The organism is Shewanella mytili, assembly GCF_046765975.1.
GTDB lineage: Bacteria > Pseudomonadota > Gammaproteobacteria > Enterobacterales > Shewanellaceae > Shewanella > Shewanella mytili.
Map to the genome: position 1 here is coordinate 42,412 of NZ_JBKOUD010000007.1, position 17,869 is coordinate 60,280.

Below are 17,869 nucleotides of genomic sequence, written 5' to 3' on the forward strand. Positions count from 1 at the left end.
GCCGCTGGCATGCATCTGTGCCCGCCTGGCACACCATTCCCGTGCCAACACAAGGTTTGCCTCTGCAGCAAGCCTCATCCCTTCCCTCGTCTCCACGCCCTTGGTGACAGGGCTGAACCACACTTTCACACACAAAAAACAGTTAAAAGACTGATAATTCAACGTTTTAAACATATCTACTGATATTTATTAGACTTTAGTATAATGCTCCGCAAATTGTTAAGGAGTTTTATCATGCCAGACACGTCACCGGGTGCCCTGCAAACCAATTTGTCAGCAAGGGGCATCAACAATGCCCAACAACACATCATTTGCCAACGAATGCAACGTTCCGAATCCCGGGTCGTCAAAGTGGTATTCCCCAGCATCACCAATCACCACAACACCCTGTTTGGCGGTGAAGCCTTGGCCTGGATGGATGAAACCGCCTTTATTGCCGCCACCCGCTTTTGCCGGAAAACCATTGTCACCGTCAGCTCTGATCGTATTGATTTCAAAAAGCCCATTCCTGCCGGCACCATGGCAGAATTGATTGCGACAGTCATTCATGTGGGTAACACCTCGTTAAAGGTGGAAGTGAACATCTTTATTGAATCCATGGATAAGGATTTACGGGAACATGCAATTCGTGGCGTATTCACCATGGTGGCTGTTGATGAGGCACAAAAACCCACCCAAGTGCTCACCGATGATCTGTTTACACTGAGCCAGGATGACTTGAGCTGATATCCGGCTACCATGACAATTTTTTGTAGATGGGCGTCACATTATGGTGTACGCCCCATTGTGTTATAAAATCGTCACAACTTGATAAAGCAATAGGATCTAAGCCGCAATTTCTGTTACAGTGTATGCACTTACATGTGCGTACACTGAAGAAGAACGGCCATGAAGCCAGAAAATCTCAATATTATTATTGCCGATGATCACCCGCTGTTCCGTAATGCCTTGCGCCAGGCGCTGATGCCCTGCTTCAACAATACCCAATGGTTTGAAGCCGACAGTGCGGATGCCCTGCAACAGTTGCTGGATGCGCCTCAACCCAATTACGACTTGGTCTTGCTGGATTTGCAGATGCCGGGTTCCCACGGCTATTCCACACTGCTGCATCTGCGTGCCCACTATCCAGAGCTCCCGGTGATTATCATTTCAGCCCATGAAGATAACATGACAATCAGCCGGGCCCTGCATTATGGCAGTGCTGGATTCATTCCCAAATCCGCCTCAATGGAAACCTTTACCAACGCCATTGGCGATGTGATGAAAGGGGATGTTTGGTTACCTGACGGCGTGGAGTTGCAGGAAATCAATGACGAAGATAACACCGACAAAATGGCCGGGAAGTTGTCAGAACTGACGCCACAGCAGTATCGGGTATTACAGATGTTTGCCGAAGGCCTGCTCAACAAACAGATTGCTTATGATCTCGGTGTCTCGGAAGCCACCATCAAAGCACACGCCACGGCGATTTTCCGTAAACTTGGCGTACGTAACCGTACGCAAGCAGTGATTGCCTTGCAGCAACTGGGCATGGAAAAAAACGAGCTTTGATGGGCATCAGGCTATTAGCCAAATAAAAAGGCAGCTTGCGCTGCCTTTTTATTTGGCTTTAATTTACAGACGTAGCAAATTGCCCGTGGTAACACGTAGCGGCATCACCGGCCGCATTCACCAGCAAAGGCGCACGCAGTGTCTTGATTCATCTATGTTTTTCATCCATAAGCTGTAAATGCTTGGCGTGAAAACGCAGATGGGATTCAATAAAGCTGGCAATAAAATAATAGCTGTGGTCATAACCGGCATGCAGCTGGTAATCGAGCGCTACCGCTGCATTTTGCGCCGCCATCACCAGGGTTTCCGGCAACAGTTGCTCCGCCAGAAACGGATCGTCATCGCCCTGATCGACTTTCAATGGCAACGCCGGTGCTCCCGCGTTTAAAAGCTCAACCGCATCGTATTGTTTCCAACTGTCACGGTCATCGCCCAGATAAGCGGCAAACGCTTTTTGGCCCCATGGACATGCCATCGGGTGGCAAATGGGGGCAAAAGCACTGGCGCTGACGTAACGCCCAGGATGTTTCAGGGCAATGGTTAACGCGCCGTGTCCGCCCATGGAGTGCCCGGCAATGGCCCGTTGACCGTTAACGGGAAAATGCTGCTCCACCAATGCCGGCAACTCGGATGCCACATAATCATGCATTTGATAATGCTTGTGCCATGGTGCCTGGGTGGCATTAAGGTAAAACCCGGCGCCCAGCCCCAGGTCATACGCCCCATCCGGCGCATCGGCTACCCCATCGCCCCTTGGGCTGGTATCCGGGCAGACAATGGCCATGCCCAATACCGCGGCAATGCGCTGCGCTCCGGCCTTTTGCATGAAATTCTCATCACTGCAGGTTAGCCCCGATAACCAGTAAAGCACCGGCACACGGTTAACCACTGCCTGCGGTGGCAGGTAAATGGCAAAGCGCATGTTGCACTTGAGCACGGCAGAATAATGCTCATACTGTTTATGCCAACCGTCAAATACCTTATTGCTACTGATATGTTCCAGCATGAAGCCTCCGCTCAATAATGAATGACGCTGCGGATGCTCTTGCCTTCATGCATCAATGTAAAGGCATCATTAATCCGCTCCAGTGGCATGGTATGGGTAATAAAGTCATCCAGTTTGAACTCTCCGGCAAGATAACGCTCCACAATGCCCGGCAACTCGGAGCGGCCTTTCACGCCGCCAAAGGCCGAGCCGCGCCACACCCGGCCAGTGACCAACTGGAACGGACGAGTGGAGATTTCCTGTCCGGCCCCCGCCACACCAATAATCACCGATTCGCCCCACCCTTTATGGCAACATTCCAGCGCCGAGCGCATTACATTCACATTGCCAATGCACTCAAAGGAGTAGTCCACGCCGCCGTCGGTGAGATCCACAATCACCTGTTGTATGGGTTTGTCGTAATCCTTGGGGTTGATGCAATCAGTGGCCCCCAGCTTTTTGGCCAAGGCAAACTTGCTTTCGTTGATGTCAATGCCGATGATGCGCCCGGCATTGGCCATGGTGGCGCCGATAATGGCCGACAACCCAATGCCGCCAAGGCCAAAAATGGCAACGGTGGCACCGGCTTCCACTTTGGCGGTATTCATCACGGCACCCATGCCTGTGGTCACGCCACACCCCAGCAAACAGATCTCTTCCAACGGTGCGGTCTTGTTGACCTTGGCCAGTGAAATCTCGGGCAATACCGTGTATTCAGAAAAAGTGGAACACCCCATATAGTGGTAAATGGGCTGGCCATCTTTATAAAAACGGGTCGTGCCATCAGGCATCAGCCCTTTGCCTTGGGTTTCTCGTACCGCCTGGCACAGATTGGTTTTACCGGATTTACAGAATTTGCATTCACCGCATTCTGCGGTATAAAGCGGAATGACATGATCCCCCACCGCCACACTGGTTACGCCGTCGCCAATCATCTCCACAACGCCGCCGCCTTCATGCCCCAGAATCGCCGGGAACACCCCTTCAGGATCGTCACCGCTCAGGGTAAAGGCATCGGTATGACATACCCCGCTGGCCACAATGCGCACCAGCACCTCCCCGGCTTTGGGTAACATCACATCCACGTCTTCCATGGTCAGCGGCTGGCCTGGCCCCCAGGCAACAGCGGCTCTGGATTTGATAAATTGTGCGGTCATGGTTTGCTCCTTTGTGACATATGATTGCGCTTTTACTTAAGCTTTCCATTGTATTTATTTCGCATACAGGGATAATCTAGCCAGCAGACAAATGACTTTTACGAATATGTAATAATGAAGCAATGGGAAGGGATTTGTGAATTTATCGCTGTGGCCGAGAGCCAGAGCTTTACCCAAGCGGCAACACGGCTGAACATCTCTACAGCGCAGGTAAGCCGCCAGATCACCGCATTGGAAAAACGTCTTGCCACCAAATTGTTTTACCGCACCACCCGTAAAGTCACCCTCAGTGAAGAGGGATTACTTTATTACCGCCACTGCCGCGCCCTGCAGGATGGTATTGAAGAAGCCGAACGCGCCCTTGGGCGACTGAAACAGGAACCCCAGGGATTACTGCGGCTCACCGCCCCGGTCACCTATGGTGAACTGTTCGTGCTGCCGCTGCTCAATGATTTTTTGCAGCAGTATCGCCAGCTGCAACTGGAGCTGGAATTGACCAATAAAACCCTGGACTTAATTGAAGGCGGTTTTGATTTGGCCATTCGCCTAGGCAACCTGAATGACTCCACCTTGATGGCGCGCAAACTCACTTGTCGGCGTAATTATGTGTGTGCCAGCCCGCAATACTTGGCGCGCTATGGGGTGCCTCACAGTTTGTCTGAATTGCAACACCACCAATGCTTGGTGGGAAATCACCCTTACTGGCGCTTTAGCGAGCAGCGACAGGAGCGCACCTGGCGGGTATCTGGCCGTTTGCAATGCAACTCGGGGATTGGCCTGCGGGATGCAGCCCGCAAAGGACTGGGGCTCGTGCAATTGCCGGACTATTATGTGGCAGAAGACTTGCGCCAAGGCGCATTGGTGGCGGTACTGGAGCCCTATCGCGCGGCACCTGAAGGGGTGTGGGGAATTTACCCGCAAAACCGTCATCTATCCCCCAAGGTCAGCCTGTTACTTGACTGGTTACAACAACGGCTAAGCAGCAAACCTGCCGTGGCAAACCCCGACGCCACCGACTAGGGGCAATTGAATGGCGAGGTCAAGTCATCCATTGCCACCGCTTGTTTTCCCGTCATCCATCCCATTATTTGCTTAAAACCGCCTCTTTTTATGGGCCGGAAATTATTGAACTTAACTGTCCAGAGACGATGCAGGCGCGCTGCCTTTGGGCAAACGCAACACAAAGGTAGCACCATGCTGGCCGCTTGCCAGGTAAATCTGCCCCATCAGGCATTGGGTTACCCATTGATGCACCAGGTGCAACCCAAGGCCAGTATGCTGTTTGGCCCGATTGCTGGTCACGAAGGGATCAAAAATATGTTCCCGCAGTTCCGCCTTAACCCCCTTGCCGTTATCGGTCACCATCAGCTCCACGAAATCGCCCGTCTGTTGAGCCGAGATGGTCACGGAGCCGTTAAGGGTGCTCTCATCAAACGCATGCTCCACCGCATTGAGCAACAGGTTTTGTAGCACCTGAGATAAAATACCCGCCTGTGACCACAGGCGCAGCTGCGGGTCGATATTATTAATTAACCGAATGCCGCGCTTCTTGAACAGGGGCGTGAGCCCGTTGAACAGGTCTGTCACTATTTCACTGACGATGCATTGCTGGATCTCATCGGCAGCCCGGGCCAATGTCAAACGCCGGAAACTTTTAATGATGATATTTGCCTGGGTGAGGTTTTTCTCCGCCAGCTGCAGTCCGGTTGCGGAATGCTGTAAGAACTGTGTCATGGCCCCTTTGGTCAGTCCTTTGTCCATGGCCGACTGCAATTGCCCCAGTTGAGCGCTAACATCACTGACCGCCAGCTGGGCACCGCCGATGGGGGTATTGAGCTCATGGGATATGCCGGCCACCATCATACCAAGGGATGACAGACGCTTGGACTCCGCCAAATCATTTTTTAACATCTGTTGCTGCTTGAGGGTATTATCCAGCAAACGGTTCACCCGTTGTAATTCAGCCATTTCCTGTTGCAAACGCCCCGCCATTACCAGCAAGCTGGAACGAGACTGGTAATCCCGGATCACAAAAGCGCTGCCCAGCAGTACAATCACCATGGCCACTACGGCCGCGGGGATCACGGCATCGCGTTGTATGGCAGACATCATGGCTGCCGGTGTGGTGGCCAGCAAGGCAAACTCCCGGGCGGGCACCACACCACCGGACTGACTGATGGGAATATGTTGAAAACTGAACAGCTGCCCCTTGTGCATCTGCCCGACCAAACTGCGGTTATGCTGTAATAACGCCCACATGCCCGGTAATTGTTGTGCCAGATTCAACTGCGGTTGCTGCAGATCTTGCCCCCAACACATATCCTCATCCGGATGCACAATCCAGTAGCCGCCGGCATTGCTGAGTTGCAGTTGGGCATCCTCCTGGCTGAGCTGGCCTATTTTTTCCAGCACCGGCCCCAGGTTGTAATTGATGATCAGCAAGCCACTGCGTAGCCCATCCTGCCCGCCGGTACGCATGGAAATGCGGATGGTCGGTTCAAAGGGCACCACCACCCGCTGGTGCTCAATGTTAAGATCCAGCGGCGAAATGTATTGCTGGGGCGGTGCAACCTTCATGCCTTCCACAAAGTAGTAGCGATTAGCTTTGGGTTGCAGCTCTTCGGCCGGCACAATGAATGGACGCCCGGCCTGCACCTTCACCCTGACCCGCTCCATGCCGCTGTCATCCAGCCAGCGCAGCTGTAAAATGTCGTTAATCACCTTGCCGTATCGCACGAATACATCGGCAACCACAGCCGGATTAACCGGCGTGTCCTTGCGCAGACTGTCCATGAAAAGCCCGTTGCTACTGATAAGGCGCATCACGTCTTCCAGCTCCGCCAGCTCCTGATACAGCAGCAAACTGGCATGGTTCAGCACCTCACTATGGGCAGAAACCAGCGCGCGGTTTTTATCGGACATCTGCAGATGGTAAATGGTTATCCCCGAAAGGAGCGCCAACACCAGCACGATTGCACTGACAAATACGCTTTTAACACGTAACTTGGTTAGGGCTGCCGTACTGTTCATTTCTGGTGTCCATCAGTGCCTTTAGTGATATGAGTAAGATAGGTCAGTAATGCCGGTAACTCCATAGGTTTGGCAAACCAATATCCCTGGCCGAATTCACAGCCCAAGGCTTTCAGGGCTTGCACCTGACTGGCGTTTTCAATGCCCTCGGCAATGACGGCATAATGAAAGCGTTTGCCAAGCCGCACCACCAAATCCACAATGGGCTCGCCGCCCCACTCTTCAGCCAAGGCATCAATAAAGCTTTTATCGATTTTCAAATGGGTCGCCGACAATTTGGTCACGTGCTGCAACGATGAGTAGCCGGTGCCAAAATCATCAATGCTCACCTTAATCCCCTTGTTAATCAGGTTTTGCAGCAAGGGTTTTACATGTTGGTAATCCTGCATGGTTTGCGATTCGGTAATTTCGATTTCCAGCCACTGCAGCAGCTGCGGCTCCTTGCTGCAGATGCTATCCAGTTCATCCATGAAGAAAAGATCGTCCAAATCGCTGCTGGTCACATTAAAGGAGATGGGCATGGGGAATCCGGCCTTCAGCAACTGCTTGATAGCACTCACCGTCAGGTGCAGCACATGCAGGTCCAGTTTGTTGATAAGCCCTGACATCTCTGCCACCGGCACAAATTTAGCCGGGGAAATGTAACTGCCATCGGTTTCCCGCCAGCGGGCCAGCGCTTCCAATCCCACCACTTGGCCGTCACTGAGCCTCACCTTTGGCTGAAACATCAACACCAAACGCCCTTGCTCAATGGCGTTGTTCAACCCTTGCATCAGTTGATGGCGCTCCAGGATGCTACTGAGATATTGAGGGTGGTAGTGGGTCAGCAATTGGTGCTCCCGCTGCGATTGCAACAAGGTGGAGTCCATCATGTGCAACAACTCCCGGCCGCTGATGGCCGTGAGTTCGCATAACGGCATCAGCGCAACGTTAACCTCGGCATGCAGCTGGATGTTATCGGTGACTATCTTGAAATGGTTAAGCCGGGCCATCATGGACGTTGACGGCAAATCCGCACTGTCAAGCAACACAATGAAGCAGCTGCCACTGACTCTGGCAATCACCCGCTGCGACCTGAACCTTTGTTGCAATTTGCGATGAAATTGCTGCAAAAAACCATCAAGAAACGGACTTGCCACACTCAAGACCAACTCTTCGAACTCTTTGATGTTAAGCGCCACCAGCACGCTGTGATAGCGCTCACTGGCGGGCAGATTGTCCAGGTGGCGCGTCAGCCAGGCCCGGTTGGGAATATGCAACTGGGGATCAAAGTAAGCCAGCTCGGACAAACGATTGCACAACACGATGTTATTAAACCCGTTATGCACGTTTTCACTGAAGACCTGCAGCAGATTGATATGATATTGGCTTAAGGGCGCTTCCGACTCCACGATGATGATATAACGATGGGCCTTGTTCTTGTCGGTGTCGAAATACAGCACACTGAAACGATCCGAAAAATGGTGCTGCTTATCCGTAATGGCCCGGGTAAGTAATGGTTTTAGCAGTGTTTGCAGTTCATCTGGAAATTGCTTCAGCATGGGGGCGCCATCATGGTTATCCAGCGCAAACACCCCGGCACTGCTGACAATCTGCAAGTCGTCCAGTGATGCGTCATTGCCGCTACGAGCACAAATAATGCCGCCGCGGGTCATCCCAATCAACTGGCCGATTTCATTCAACAATATCCGGCAGAAATCTTCGATATTGGTAACGCGAGACAGTTGTTTGGAGGCTTCCACCAGCAGATTCAGCCCTCGGCGCGCCTTGTCCAGTTCGTTGTAGGCATTCCAGGTACGGATGTTGGATGCCACGACGGTTCGCAGTTTTTCAGAGGAGAGATCCGCCTTGTTCCAGTATTCGTCAATATCGTAACGTTTCATCACGTCATTAAACGGGGCCATTCCCGGCTGGCCGGTCAGCAAGACAATGCGTAACGCGTTATCACCCAGCACTTGGCGAATGGTGTCAATCAGGCGCAAACCGGCATCATCATCTTCCATCACCACATCCAGCAGCACCACGCTCAAATCATCTTCGGTGGCCAGCAATTCTGCCGCGGCGGTGGCACTGGGAGCGGTGAGCATTTCAATGGGACGGCTTTTCACCATGTAACCGTTCAAGGCATGGGACAGGCTCGCCTGATAGGTGGCGTCATCTTCCACACTCAAGACTTTCCAGGGGGGGAGTTGCCCATCACTTTTAGGGGGCGTTTCATCAGGGGCAAACAGAAACAGTTCTTCTTCCATGATAGGTTTCCTGAACATCCTTGCAGGCACATGGCAGTCAAAAAATGGTCCTGCCAGCCCCTGTGGGCAATTAATGGGGAGTTAAATTAACCATAGTCAAAAACCTGCCATCAGCCAGTATAAATATCGTTTTGTTACTCATTTCATTAAAAAAATTGTCGCATCTTGCCATGTTCCCGGGATGTGGCCACCGGTGATGTCCTTATCATTTTTTGGGGTTTTGCCTCCCTTAAGCGATTGTTAAGTTACAACCGCAATACTTTGCAGCGTCAAATGGTTAACTTGTATATCAATTATGCCTTCATACACGCTGTCTTTTCATCATTGGTTGTATCGGCATCTGTTACTACCGACGCTTGCCGGTTTACTGTTGTTGATGGTGTTGCATCTATTGAAGATAGACCTGCAACTGACACAGTGGATTTTTCAGTGGGAAAGTAACGCCACCACTTGGTCATTACGGCACAATTTCTTTTTTGAAGAGGTGCTGCACAATGGCGGTCGGCATCTGGTCACCCTGCTGGCGCTTATCTTGCTTTGTGCCATTATCGCCAGTTTCAGCAAGCCCTCGCTGGCACACTGGCGTAAGGATCTGTTACTGCTGTTTGTGAATGTGGCCCTGTCAATTTTGCTGGTGCGTTTTGCCAAGGAATATAGCAATGTCAGTTGCCCATGGGATCTGCTGCAGTTTGGCGGCAATAAACCTTGGGTGCCCTTCCCTGACAGCCTGTTTTCGCCGCTCTCCCTGGGCCAATGTTTCCCCGGGGGACATAGCAGTGGCGGTTTTGCCTGGGTGGCACTGTATTATTTTGCCCGTCAGCAACTGCCGCAACGGCGTTTTCAGTTGTTAGCCTTTGCCTTGGTGCTAGGGGGGGTATTTGCCTTTTGCCAAGAACTGCGCGGCGCGCATTTCCTGAGTCATGACTTGAGCAGCTTGCTGATCAGCTGGGTGGTGGCAACCTTGGGCTATGGCCTGGCATACCGCCCTTGGCAGCAAAAAGCGCTGGCAGCGCCATTGGCCGCCAGTCAGGCTATGCGCGTTTGACCAATCCCGATATCAACGCCCGCAACGCTGCGGGCTTGATCATTTTCGGCATGTAATGGTATCCCCGCCGCTCCACATCCTCTATCAGTGCCTTGTTGGTGTTGGCCGTGATCAGGATGCCTGGCAGTTTTTCGCCATATGAGGCACGAATTGCATCCATGGCATCCACACCATTGCAATCATTGTCCAGATGATAATCGGCCAATACGATATCCGGCGCCATGCCTTTTAGCCCCAGTTTGATGCGGGCATCGCTAATGTCACTGGCACACACCACCTCGCATTGCCAACGGGTCAACAGGCTCTCCAGCCCTGCCAGAATGCTTTCCTCGTTATCGATGCAAAGCACTTTTACCCCGGTCAGGGTGCGGAAGGTATTGGAAATGCTACGGGGCTTCACCACCGCGCGGCTGTTGCCCCTGGGCACCACGATGGAGAAGACAGAGCCTTTTCCTTGAATGGATGAAACCTTGATGTCATGCTGCAGCACTTTGCCGATGCGATCGGCAATCGCCAGCCCCAGCCCTAGGCCGTTCACGCTTCTGCTTTGAGGATTGTTCAGCCGTTTGAACTCGTGAAAAATCTCATTCAACTGGCTGCTCTCGATACCGCAGCCGGTATCCAGCACCTGAATTTCCAGCCCCGCAGGCCGGTGGCGACACCCCAGCAGCACCCGCCCACCTTTGGCATAACGAAAGGCATTGGTCAGAAAGTTCTGGATGATGCGCCGCAACAATGATGGGTCGGAATTGACCGTCATGTGACAGGCAACCGCCGAGAAGTGTATTTGGCTGTCTTTGGACATGGCGTCAAATTCCACCGCCAGCCCGCCCAGGATCTCGGAGATGGCAAAATCCCGCCGATTCACCTCCACCTTACCGGAATCCAGCCGGGAGATGTCCAGCAAGTCAGTCAGCAATTCCCCGGCGGTTTTCAGTGAGCTGTTGATATGCTCTAGCGTCATGCGCACATCCTGCTCAAGATTGGGATGCTGGCTCAACGACGCGGTAAACAAGCGGGCGGCATTCAAGGGTTGCATCAAGTCATGCCCCACTGCGGCCAAAAACCGGCTTTTGGAGGCGTTGGCCATCTCTTCATGGGCTTTGGCATCCAGCAACTGGCTGTTCAACTGCACCAATTCATAAGTGCGCTCCCGCACCCGGGCCTCCAGATTTTCATTGGACTCCTGCAATGCCTGCTGCTGCAACCGATACTGGGTGATGTCGGTAAAGGTCATGACAAAACCGCCATCGGGCATGGGGTTTCCCTGAATTTTAATGACCTTGCCATCTTTGCGCTGGCGCTCAGACATGTGGGCGGAGCCATTACGCATGTGCCGCATGCGTTTTTCCACATGCTCCTCAATGCTGCCGATGCCGCAATATCCCCTGGCCGCATTAAAACTTATCACTTTGGCAATGGACATTCCCGGCTGCAAAAAATCCTGCGGATAACGGTAAAGCTCCTCATAACGATAATTCCAGGCCACCAGGTTAAGATCCTTGTCCACCACGCTCATCCCTTCATTGGCATGTTCAATGGCCGCCCGCAACATGTCCTGGCTGAGCAGCACCTGCGATGAAGCGTCATCCACCAGACTGAACACCTCATCCAGCGCCAAATCCCGCCCTTCCAGTACCGAGTCCATCACCACCGCCGCACTGGAAGCGCCCAACACCCCGGCCAGCATATGCTCGGTATGGTTGATAAGCGCCGTTGAGGCCGACTTGTTCCAGCTGTCGCTGCGCACCGCTTCCGGCGAAAAACGTGAAAAACTCTCATACGCCCGGGTGGGGCTGACAAAACGGCTGGCGAGGATCAGCAAATCCTGCTGGCTTATCTGCACGCCGCGGCGATTGCCACTGCTGCGTAATTCACCCGGAGTGACAAAGGCGCTGGCCTGAATGCGCTCCACCACCCCGGCGCGAAACCAGAGAGAGCCCAGCATGTAACCGATGAAATTCACCACCAGGGCACTGAGAATATCCACCACCTGGGGGGACACATTGGTAAACACGTAAAGCCCGGACGTGAACAAGTCACCGCTCACGGCAGCATGCCCGAACAGCAAGATGCCCCACACCCCAAAGCCCATGGCCATCCCCAAAAACACCCCGGCCCGGTTACCCCGTTTCCAGTAAAGCCCGCCCAACAGTGCCGGCAACAGCTGGGCAAAGGCGCCAAAAGCCAGCATGCCCATGTGAGACAAGGATTCATTATCGGCAAAGCACAAAAAGGCGATGTAGCCAAAAGAGACAATCAAGATAATGGAGATGCGGCGCACATAGAGCAGCTGATTGGAAAACTGGCTGAAGTTACTGCGTTTTATCTGCCCGGTTCTGAGCAGCACCGGCACTAGCCATTCATTGGAAATCATCACGCTAATGGTGACAACCGCCACAATCACCATCCCGGTGGCCGCCGACAGGGTGCCCAGCATGGCAACCACCGCCAGCCAGTGGTTATTCATGGATAACGGCAGATTAATCACATAGGTGTCGGCGGGCACCGCATCCCCCAGCAGCAATGAGCCTGCCAGTGCCATCGGCCCCACAAACAAACCAAACAATGCCAGATACAGCGGGAACACCCAGCGGGCGCGCCTCAGGCTTTTATCACCATGGGCTTCCACCACCATCACGTGGAACTGCCGCGGCATACACAAAAATGCCGCCATGGTGACCAGTAATTCCGGCACCACATATTCCAGGCGCATATTGGGTTCGCGAAGAACGCCGGCATCACTGGCCTGCTGCCATAAGTCGCCAAAGCCACCAAACACCCCGAAAACCACCACCACGCCAATAATCAAAAAGGCGGAAAGCTTAATCAGGGATTCAAAGGCGATTGCCAGCATCATGCCGGGATTGTGTTCGGTAGCATCCAGTTTGCGGGTGCCAAACAATATGGCAAAAAACGCCAGCCAAACACTGATCAGCAACGCCAGCCAGGTGCCGTCAAAGGCCGCATCCTTGGCCTGAAACAAATTAAGCCCATATACCATGGCCTTAAGTTGTAACGCGATATAGGGCAATATGCCGAACAGGGCAATCAGGGTCACAATCACCGCCAGCGGCTGGGATTTGCCATAACGGGCCGCTATGAAATCCGCCACCGAGGTGATGTTTTGCTCCTTGGAGACAATGACCATTTTGCGCAGTAAGCTGAATCCCAGCAAAAACACCAGAATCGGCCCCAAAAAAATGGGCAAAAATGACCAGAAATCCTGCGCCGACTGGCCCACCATGCCAAGAAAACTCCAGGAAGAGCAGTAAACCGCCAAACTCAGGGCATAAATCCAGTTATGCAGTTTTTTGGTCAAATTACCGAACCAACGCTCAGCACCCCATGCCAGCAGGCATAACAAACACACATAACAGATGGCGATAATGGCCACGAACATTGTCAGATTCATTGGTAATTCTCTTACTGCCCTGCAGACCTCACTGTCCTCAGTCCGTACTAGCCTACCCCAGTCGTTCCAAAACACCAAGGCTGTAACAACCTGCTGTTTACTTTATGTTTACACGCACGGTTTCAGCCGCTGAACATGATCATTGTGCGGTATTTTCAGCAGCGATTACCCCCTGCCATTTTTGAATATAAGATTTTGATAATTAAGGTTAATTTTTATCTAGACCAATGTCTAATAGTGGCAAAACCTTGTTGCAACCCATACTTTGCCCCATGTCATAAAACAACGGGAAGTATCCATGAGCAACCAGAAAGACATTTATAAAGTGCCCGCAGCTATTGCTTCCGATGCGCTGATCAACGACGAGCAGTACAAAAAGATGTATCAGGAGTCTGTTGTCAATCCAGAAGGATTCTGGCGTGAACACGGTCAACGTATCGACTGGATAAAACCCTATACCCAGGTTAAACACACCTCTTTTGATGATCACAATCTGTCCATCAACTGGTTTTATGACGGCACACTCAACGCCTCGGTTAACTGTCTGGACCGGCACCTTGGGCAACATGCCAATCGCCCCGCCATCATTTGGGAAGGGGATGATGCCAAAGAGCAGCAAACCCTGACATATGGCGAGCTGCATACCGAAGTCTGCAAATTTGCCAATGCCCTGCGCAGCCAGGGAGTACGCCGCGGCGATGTGGTCACCATTTACATGCCCATGGTACCGGAAGTGGTAATTGCCATGCTGGCCTGTGCCCGTATCGGCGCCATCCATTCGGTGGTATTTGGCGGTTTCTCTCCCGACTCCATCGCTTCTCGCATCAAGGACGGCCGCTCCAAAGTGATCCTCACCGCCGATGAAGGGGTGAGGGCCGGACGCACCATTCCCCTCAAACACAATATTGATGAAGCGCTGGACAAGCCAGAAGTCACCACCGTGGAGAAAGTGATTGTATTAAAACGCACCGGTGGTGCCATTAACTGGCAAGCAGGCCGGGATGTCTGGTGGTCATCACTGACCGACACCGCATCCGAATTTTGTGACGCCGAAGAGATGGGGGCGGAAGACCCCCTGTTCCTGCTTTACACCTCAGGCTCTACCGGCAACCCCAAGGGCGTGCTGCACACCACCGGCGGTTATCTGGTTTATGCCGCCATGACCCATGAATACGTGTTTGACTACAAACCCGGCGAAATATACTGGTGCACGGCTGATGTGGGCTGGATCACCGGTCACAGCTACATGGTGTACGGGCCGCTGGCCAATGGGGCAACCGTGCTCATCCATGAAGGGGTGCCAAACTGGCCCACCCCCGCCAGAATGGGCGAAATCATTGACCGTCATCAAGTCAACATCCTGTATACCGCTCCAACGCTCATCCGGGCCCTGATGGCGGAAGGCAAAGAGCAGTACGACAACTACAAGGGCGACTCCCTGCGCATTATGGGCACCGTGGGGGAACCCATCAACCCGGAAGCCTGGCGCTGGTATCATGATGTTATCGGCCATGGCCATTGCCCCATTGTGGATACCTGGTGGCAAACCGAAACCGGCGGCATGTTGATAACGCCGTTACCCGGCGCCACGGATACCAAACCCGGCTCGGCCACCCGACCATTTTTTGGCGTACAACCGGCACTGGTGGACAACAATGGCACCATCCTTGAGGGAGCAACCGAAGGCAATCTGGTGATCTTGGATTCCTGGCCGGGACAGATGCGCACGGTTTATGGCGATCATGAACGCTTTATCCTGACCTACTTTAAAACATTCCGCGGCATGTACTTTACAGGTGATGGCGCCCGCAGGGATGAAGACGGTTATTACTGGATCACCGGTCGCGTGGATGATGTCATCAACGTCTCCGGTCACCGCTTGGGCACGGCAGAAGTGGAAAGCGCGCTGGTCGCCCATGATCTGGTGGCAGAGGCCGCAGTGGTGGGGTATCCCCATGACATCAAGGGACAAGGCATTTATGCCTATGTGACCCTGATTAAGGATGCAGAGCCTTCAGAGGCGCTCCGGCAAGAATTAAGGCAGTGGGTACGCAAAGAGATTGGTGCGCTGGCAACCCCGGATTTAATTCAGTGGGCCAGTGGCCTGCCCAAAACCCGCTCAGGCAAAATCATGCGCCGTTTCCTGCGCAAGATTGCGGCCAATGAGATTTCCAACCTGGGGGATTCCTCCACGCTGGCAGATCCTGGGGTGATTAACACCCTGATTGAAACCCGGCTCAACCGTGCGGAATAAACCAAACGACAGGTAGCAAAAAGCCTCTGATTTCAGAGGCTTTTTTGTGGGATTTTTGAACGGACAACAGATAATACCTTACCGATGCAATAACTGCTCAATCTCCTGATCAAAGAGGTTTTTCACCAAACCGGCAAACTCGGTAATGAAATAACTCTGTTCCCTGTCAGCGGGTTGTCGGCCACAGCCAGCCAGAATTTCTTCCAGATCATACAAAATGGCATCCACTTCGCGGATGATGGTATTGCGCTGCACAAATGACAGCTCCGGATTTTGCCCGCACACCACAATGATCTGCGCTGCCAGCAAATCCTCAAACATCTCCATTACGGTATAGCCATCGCGGCCGTTACCGCTATGTTCAAATAAGCCGAGATGTTCTGTTAGATACTGAATGAGATGGGCATAACCCTCTTTATCGGTGACCATTTTTGCATCCGCCGTTGTCACAACCCGTTATAAGCGAAGATAACCCGCCATCAAAACAACACGGTTATCTATAACCGTTTCCAATTACCGGAATTTTACGTTACCGGTAAAATTATATCCTATAATCCGCGCCTGTATGTGATGTGGCTTAGGCTGTACCGTAAAGTTATGTCTATGGTGCCAATCGGTCAATCTGCCAGCCACTGTCAGCACGGCTATACAGAAAACGGTCGTGCAAGCGGTGCTCACCGCCCTGCCAGAACTCCATGCTTTCGGGCGTGACCCGGTAACCGCCCCAGAATTTGGGCAAGGGAACTTCGCCCCGGGAGAATTTGGCTTTCATTTCCGCGAATTTTGACTCCAGAGCCTGCCGTGCGGAAATTTTGCTGGATTGCTGAGATACCCAGGCAGCAATCTGGCTGTCTTTGGGACGGGTCAGGAAATACTTGAGTACATCGGTGGTGGATAAAGGCTCGGCCTTGCCGGTAACGGCAACCTGTCGCTCCAGTGAATGCCAGGGGAACAATAAACTCACCCTAGCATTTCCCGCTATCTGGGTTGCCTTACGGCTTTCCAGATTGGTGAAAAACACAAAGCCTTTGTCATCAAAACGCTTGAGCAACACAATCCGCTGAAATGGCTGGCCCCGCTCATCCACCGTGGCGACCACCATTGCAGTGGGATCTGACAACCCGGCGCGCTTGGCCTGCTCCATCCAGCACTCAAACTGTTGCATGGGGTCGGCACTCAAATCGGCCCGGCGTAACCCGCCCAACGTATATTCACGACGAATATCACTCAAGTCCGACATCATGCCTCTCCTTAGATAATTTCCGGTAACAGCTTTTCATGGCACAACTGCTGATAATGGCTGAAATGCAGCTGGTATCCATGTTCCAGCGCCATTTTAGCACTTCCAAGGCAGATATGGGCCGGGAAACCGCAACTGTCATGAGGTGCATTAAAACGGATAACGTCCCAACTGCCGGGATTGAGCACGCCCAGCAGGCGGGCAAAAACATCCAGCGGCTGGCGGGTCAAATCCAGATTGGTTTCAAAGCTCACATAGGAGCTGTTTTCCTGGGGAGTAATATGAATGGTGATGTATTCGCGGCCCCGAATGCCATTGACCGAATAGCCAAAAGGCTCGAACAGGAAATCATCGAAACTGAACCCGGGCAGCATCTCTTCCAGCGCCAGCAAGGTGCGCACCCCGGGCAAGTCCTGTTTGTCTGACCGCAAATAATCCGCGGCATCACCCCGGATGTGATACATCAAAAGCTCGTTGGTAATGTCGTCCGCATCCGCCTTGTAGGGCTTGTCCGTATAAAAAATATAGTGATGATGGGAGTCCAGATGACCGATACGAAACGCATTGCCGGAAATCTTGCTGCGTAACAACTGCAAATCATCTTCAAAACTGGTGGTTTGCAGATGGGACAAATATTCGTTTTTGCGCTGATAACTGGCAAAAGCGATGGCGTCCTCGCCCAGTGTATCAATAAAGTGCGTAGCGGCATGCACCAGCGTGGTGGTGCCGCACGTGAGCATCAAAAAGCGGTCATCCCAGACAAACAGGCTGGATTCGCTCAACAAATACGCATCGCAATACTCGTTACTGACCGACGAGAGGATTTCGGCGTGGGCTTTGCCAACAATGTCCTCCCAGAAGGGACGGCCCAGTGAGCGCAGCGAAGGCGTAGCCGGCGTCACAATGACTTCTATTTTTTTTTCTGAACCTTCAAAAAACATCT

The 17,869-nt window shown here is 52.7% G+C and carries 13 protein-coding genes; 5 read left to right on the plus strand and 8 right to left on the minus strand.

All coding sequences use genetic code 11. The features are described from left to right. The first annotated feature begins 321 nt into the window (after nucleotides 1-321). On the plus strand, nucleotides 322-726 hold the full coding sequence (locus tag ACIDEJ_RS08560) for an acyl-CoA thioesterase (protein ID WP_411987758.1): 405 nt from the start codon (nucleotides 322-324) through the stop codon (nucleotides 724-726). 162 nt (nucleotides 727-888) lie between these two features. After that, the gene (locus ACIDEJ_RS08565; protein WP_411987657.1) at nucleotides 889-1,551 is read left to right on the plus strand and encodes a response regulator transcription factor; all 663 of its coding nucleotides are present in this window, start codon (nucleotides 889-891) and stop codon (nucleotides 1,549-1,551) included. A 148-nt stretch (nucleotides 1,552-1,699) separates the two neighbouring features. On the opposite strand, the gene fghA is transcribed toward ACIDEJ_RS08565, so the two are convergent. After that, nucleotides 1,700-2,557 carry an S-formylglutathione hydrolase gene (gene fghA / locus ACIDEJ_RS08570; RefSeq protein WP_411987658.1) on the minus strand — a complete coding sequence of 286 codons (858 nt, stop codon included), beginning with the start codon at nucleotides 2,555-2,557 and terminating at the stop codon, nucleotides 1,700-1,702. 11 nt (nucleotides 2,558-2,568) lie between these two features. Continuing rightward, the gene (locus tag ACIDEJ_RS08575) at nucleotides 2,569-3,693 is read right to left on the minus strand and encodes an S-(hydroxymethyl)glutathione dehydrogenase/class III alcohol dehydrogenase (protein WP_411987659.1); all 1,125 of its coding nucleotides are present in this window, start codon (nucleotides 3,691-3,693) and stop codon (nucleotides 2,569-2,571) included. 114 nt (nucleotides 3,694-3,807) lie between these two features. On the opposite strand from ACIDEJ_RS08575, the gene ACIDEJ_RS08580 reads away from it, so the two are divergent. Further along, on the plus strand, nucleotides 3,808-4,713 hold the full coding sequence (locus tag ACIDEJ_RS08580; RefSeq protein ID WP_411987660.1) for a LysR substrate-binding domain-containing protein: 906 nt from the start codon (nucleotides 3,808-3,810) through the stop codon (nucleotides 4,711-4,713). Between the two features lie 111 nt (nucleotides 4,714-4,824). Here the strand turns inward: ACIDEJ_RS08580 and ACIDEJ_RS08585 are convergent, their stop codons facing one another. Beyond that, nucleotides 4,825-6,723 carry a sensor histidine kinase gene (locus ACIDEJ_RS08585; RefSeq protein WP_411987661.1) on the minus strand — a complete coding sequence of 633 codons (1,899 nt, stop codon included), beginning with the start codon at nucleotides 6,721-6,723 and terminating at the stop codon, nucleotides 4,825-4,827. Continuing rightward, complete coding sequence (locus tag ACIDEJ_RS08590) at nucleotides 6,720-8,972, minus strand: EAL domain-containing protein (protein ID WP_411987662.1); 2,253 nt, start codon at nucleotides 8,970-8,972, stop codon at nucleotides 6,720-6,722. Before ACIDEJ_RS08590 ends, ACIDEJ_RS08585 begins: the two co-directional genes overlap by 4 nt. A 391-nt stretch (nucleotides 8,973-9,363) precedes the next feature. Here ACIDEJ_RS08590 and ACIDEJ_RS08595 point away from each other — a divergent pair, with 391 nt between their 5' ends. Next, the gene (locus ACIDEJ_RS08595) at nucleotides 9,364-10,017 is read left to right on the plus strand and encodes a phosphatase PAP2 family protein (protein WP_411987663.1); all 654 of its coding nucleotides are present in this window, start codon (nucleotides 9,364-9,366) and stop codon (nucleotides 10,015-10,017) included. Here the strand turns inward: ACIDEJ_RS08595 and ACIDEJ_RS08600 are convergent. After that, a complete protein-coding gene (locus ACIDEJ_RS08600) occupies nucleotides 10,004-13,432 on the minus strand; it encodes a hybrid sensor histidine kinase/response regulator (protein WP_411987664.1) in 3,429 nt (1,142 codons plus the stop codon). The genes ACIDEJ_RS08595 and ACIDEJ_RS08600 overlap by 14 nt on opposite strands. Before the next feature lie 298 nt (nucleotides 13,433-13,730). Between ACIDEJ_RS08600 and acs the strand changes: the two genes are divergently transcribed. After that, complete coding sequence (gene acs, locus ACIDEJ_RS08605; protein ID WP_411987665.1) at nucleotides 13,731-15,686, plus strand: acetate--CoA ligase; 1,956 nt, start codon at nucleotides 13,731-13,733, stop codon at nucleotides 15,684-15,686. Between the two features lie 78 nt (nucleotides 15,687-15,764). On the opposite strand, the gene ACIDEJ_RS08610 is transcribed toward acs, so the two are convergent. The 3 genes from ACIDEJ_RS08610 to ACIDEJ_RS08620 form a co-directional block, all read right to left on the minus strand. Then, on the minus strand, nucleotides 15,765-16,115 hold the full coding sequence (locus tag ACIDEJ_RS08610; protein ID WP_411987666.1) for a DUF3802 family protein: 351 nt from the start codon (nucleotides 16,113-16,115) through the stop codon (nucleotides 15,765-15,767). A 172-nt stretch (nucleotides 16,116-16,287) separates the two neighbouring features. Then, entirely contained in the window at nucleotides 16,288-16,926 is a 639-nt protein-coding gene (gene pdxH / locus ACIDEJ_RS08615; protein WP_411987667.1) for a pyridoxamine 5'-phosphate oxidase, read from the minus strand. An 11-nt stretch (nucleotides 16,927-16,937) separates the two neighbouring features. After that, nucleotides 16,938-17,867 carry an adenosylmethionine decarboxylase gene (locus ACIDEJ_RS08620; RefSeq protein WP_411987668.1) on the minus strand — a complete coding sequence of 310 codons (930 nt, stop codon included), beginning with the start codon at nucleotides 17,865-17,867 and terminating at the stop codon, nucleotides 16,938-16,940. Nucleotides 17,868-17,869 lie beyond the last annotated feature (2 nt).

Excerpts from the sequence above, each read along its gene's own strand:
- acs (WP_411987665.1), top strand. The coding sequence starts at position 13,731 with ATGAGCAACCAGAAAGACATTTATAAAGTGCCCGCAGCTATTGCTTCC.
- ACIDEJ_RS08590 (WP_411987662.1), bottom strand. The coding sequence starts at position 8,972 with ATGGAAGAAGAACTGTTTCTGTTTGCCCCTGATGAAACGCCCCCTAAA.
- ACIDEJ_RS08565 (WP_411987657.1), top strand. The coding sequence starts at position 889 with ATGAAGCCAGAAAATCTCAATATTATTATTGCCGATGATCACCCGCTG.
- pdxH (WP_411987667.1), bottom strand. The coding sequence starts at position 16,926 with ATGTCGGACTTGAGTGATATTCGTCGTGAATATACGTTGGGCGGGTTA.
- ACIDEJ_RS08600 (WP_411987664.1), bottom strand. The coding sequence starts at position 13,432 with ATGAATCTGACAATGTTCGTGGCCATTATCGCCATCTGTTATGTGTGT.
- ACIDEJ_RS08610 (WP_411987666.1), bottom strand. The coding sequence starts at position 16,115 with ATGGTCACCGATAAAGAGGGTTATGCCCATCTCATTCAGTATCTAACA.
- ACIDEJ_RS08580 (WP_411987660.1), top strand. The coding sequence starts at position 3,808 with ATGAAGCAATGGGAAGGGATTTGTGAATTTATCGCTGTGGCCGAGAGC.
- ACIDEJ_RS08560 (WP_411987758.1), top strand. The coding sequence starts at position 322 with ATGCAACGTTCCGAATCCCGGGTCGTCAAAGTGGTATTCCCCAGCATC.
- fghA (WP_411987658.1), bottom strand. The coding sequence starts at position 2,557 with ATGCTGGAACATATCAGTAGCAATAAGGTATTTGACGGTTGGCATAAA.
- ACIDEJ_RS08575 (WP_411987659.1), bottom strand. The coding sequence starts at position 3,693 with ATGACCGCACAATTTATCAAATCCAGAGCCGCTGTTGCCTGGGGGCCA.
- ACIDEJ_RS08620 (WP_411987668.1), bottom strand. The coding sequence starts at position 17,867 with ATGTTTTTTGAAGGTTCAGAAAAAAAAATAGAAGTCATTGTGACGCCG.
- ACIDEJ_RS08585 (WP_411987661.1), bottom strand. The coding sequence starts at position 6,723 with ATGAACAGTACGGCAGCCCTAACCAAGTTACGTGTTAAAAGCGTATTT.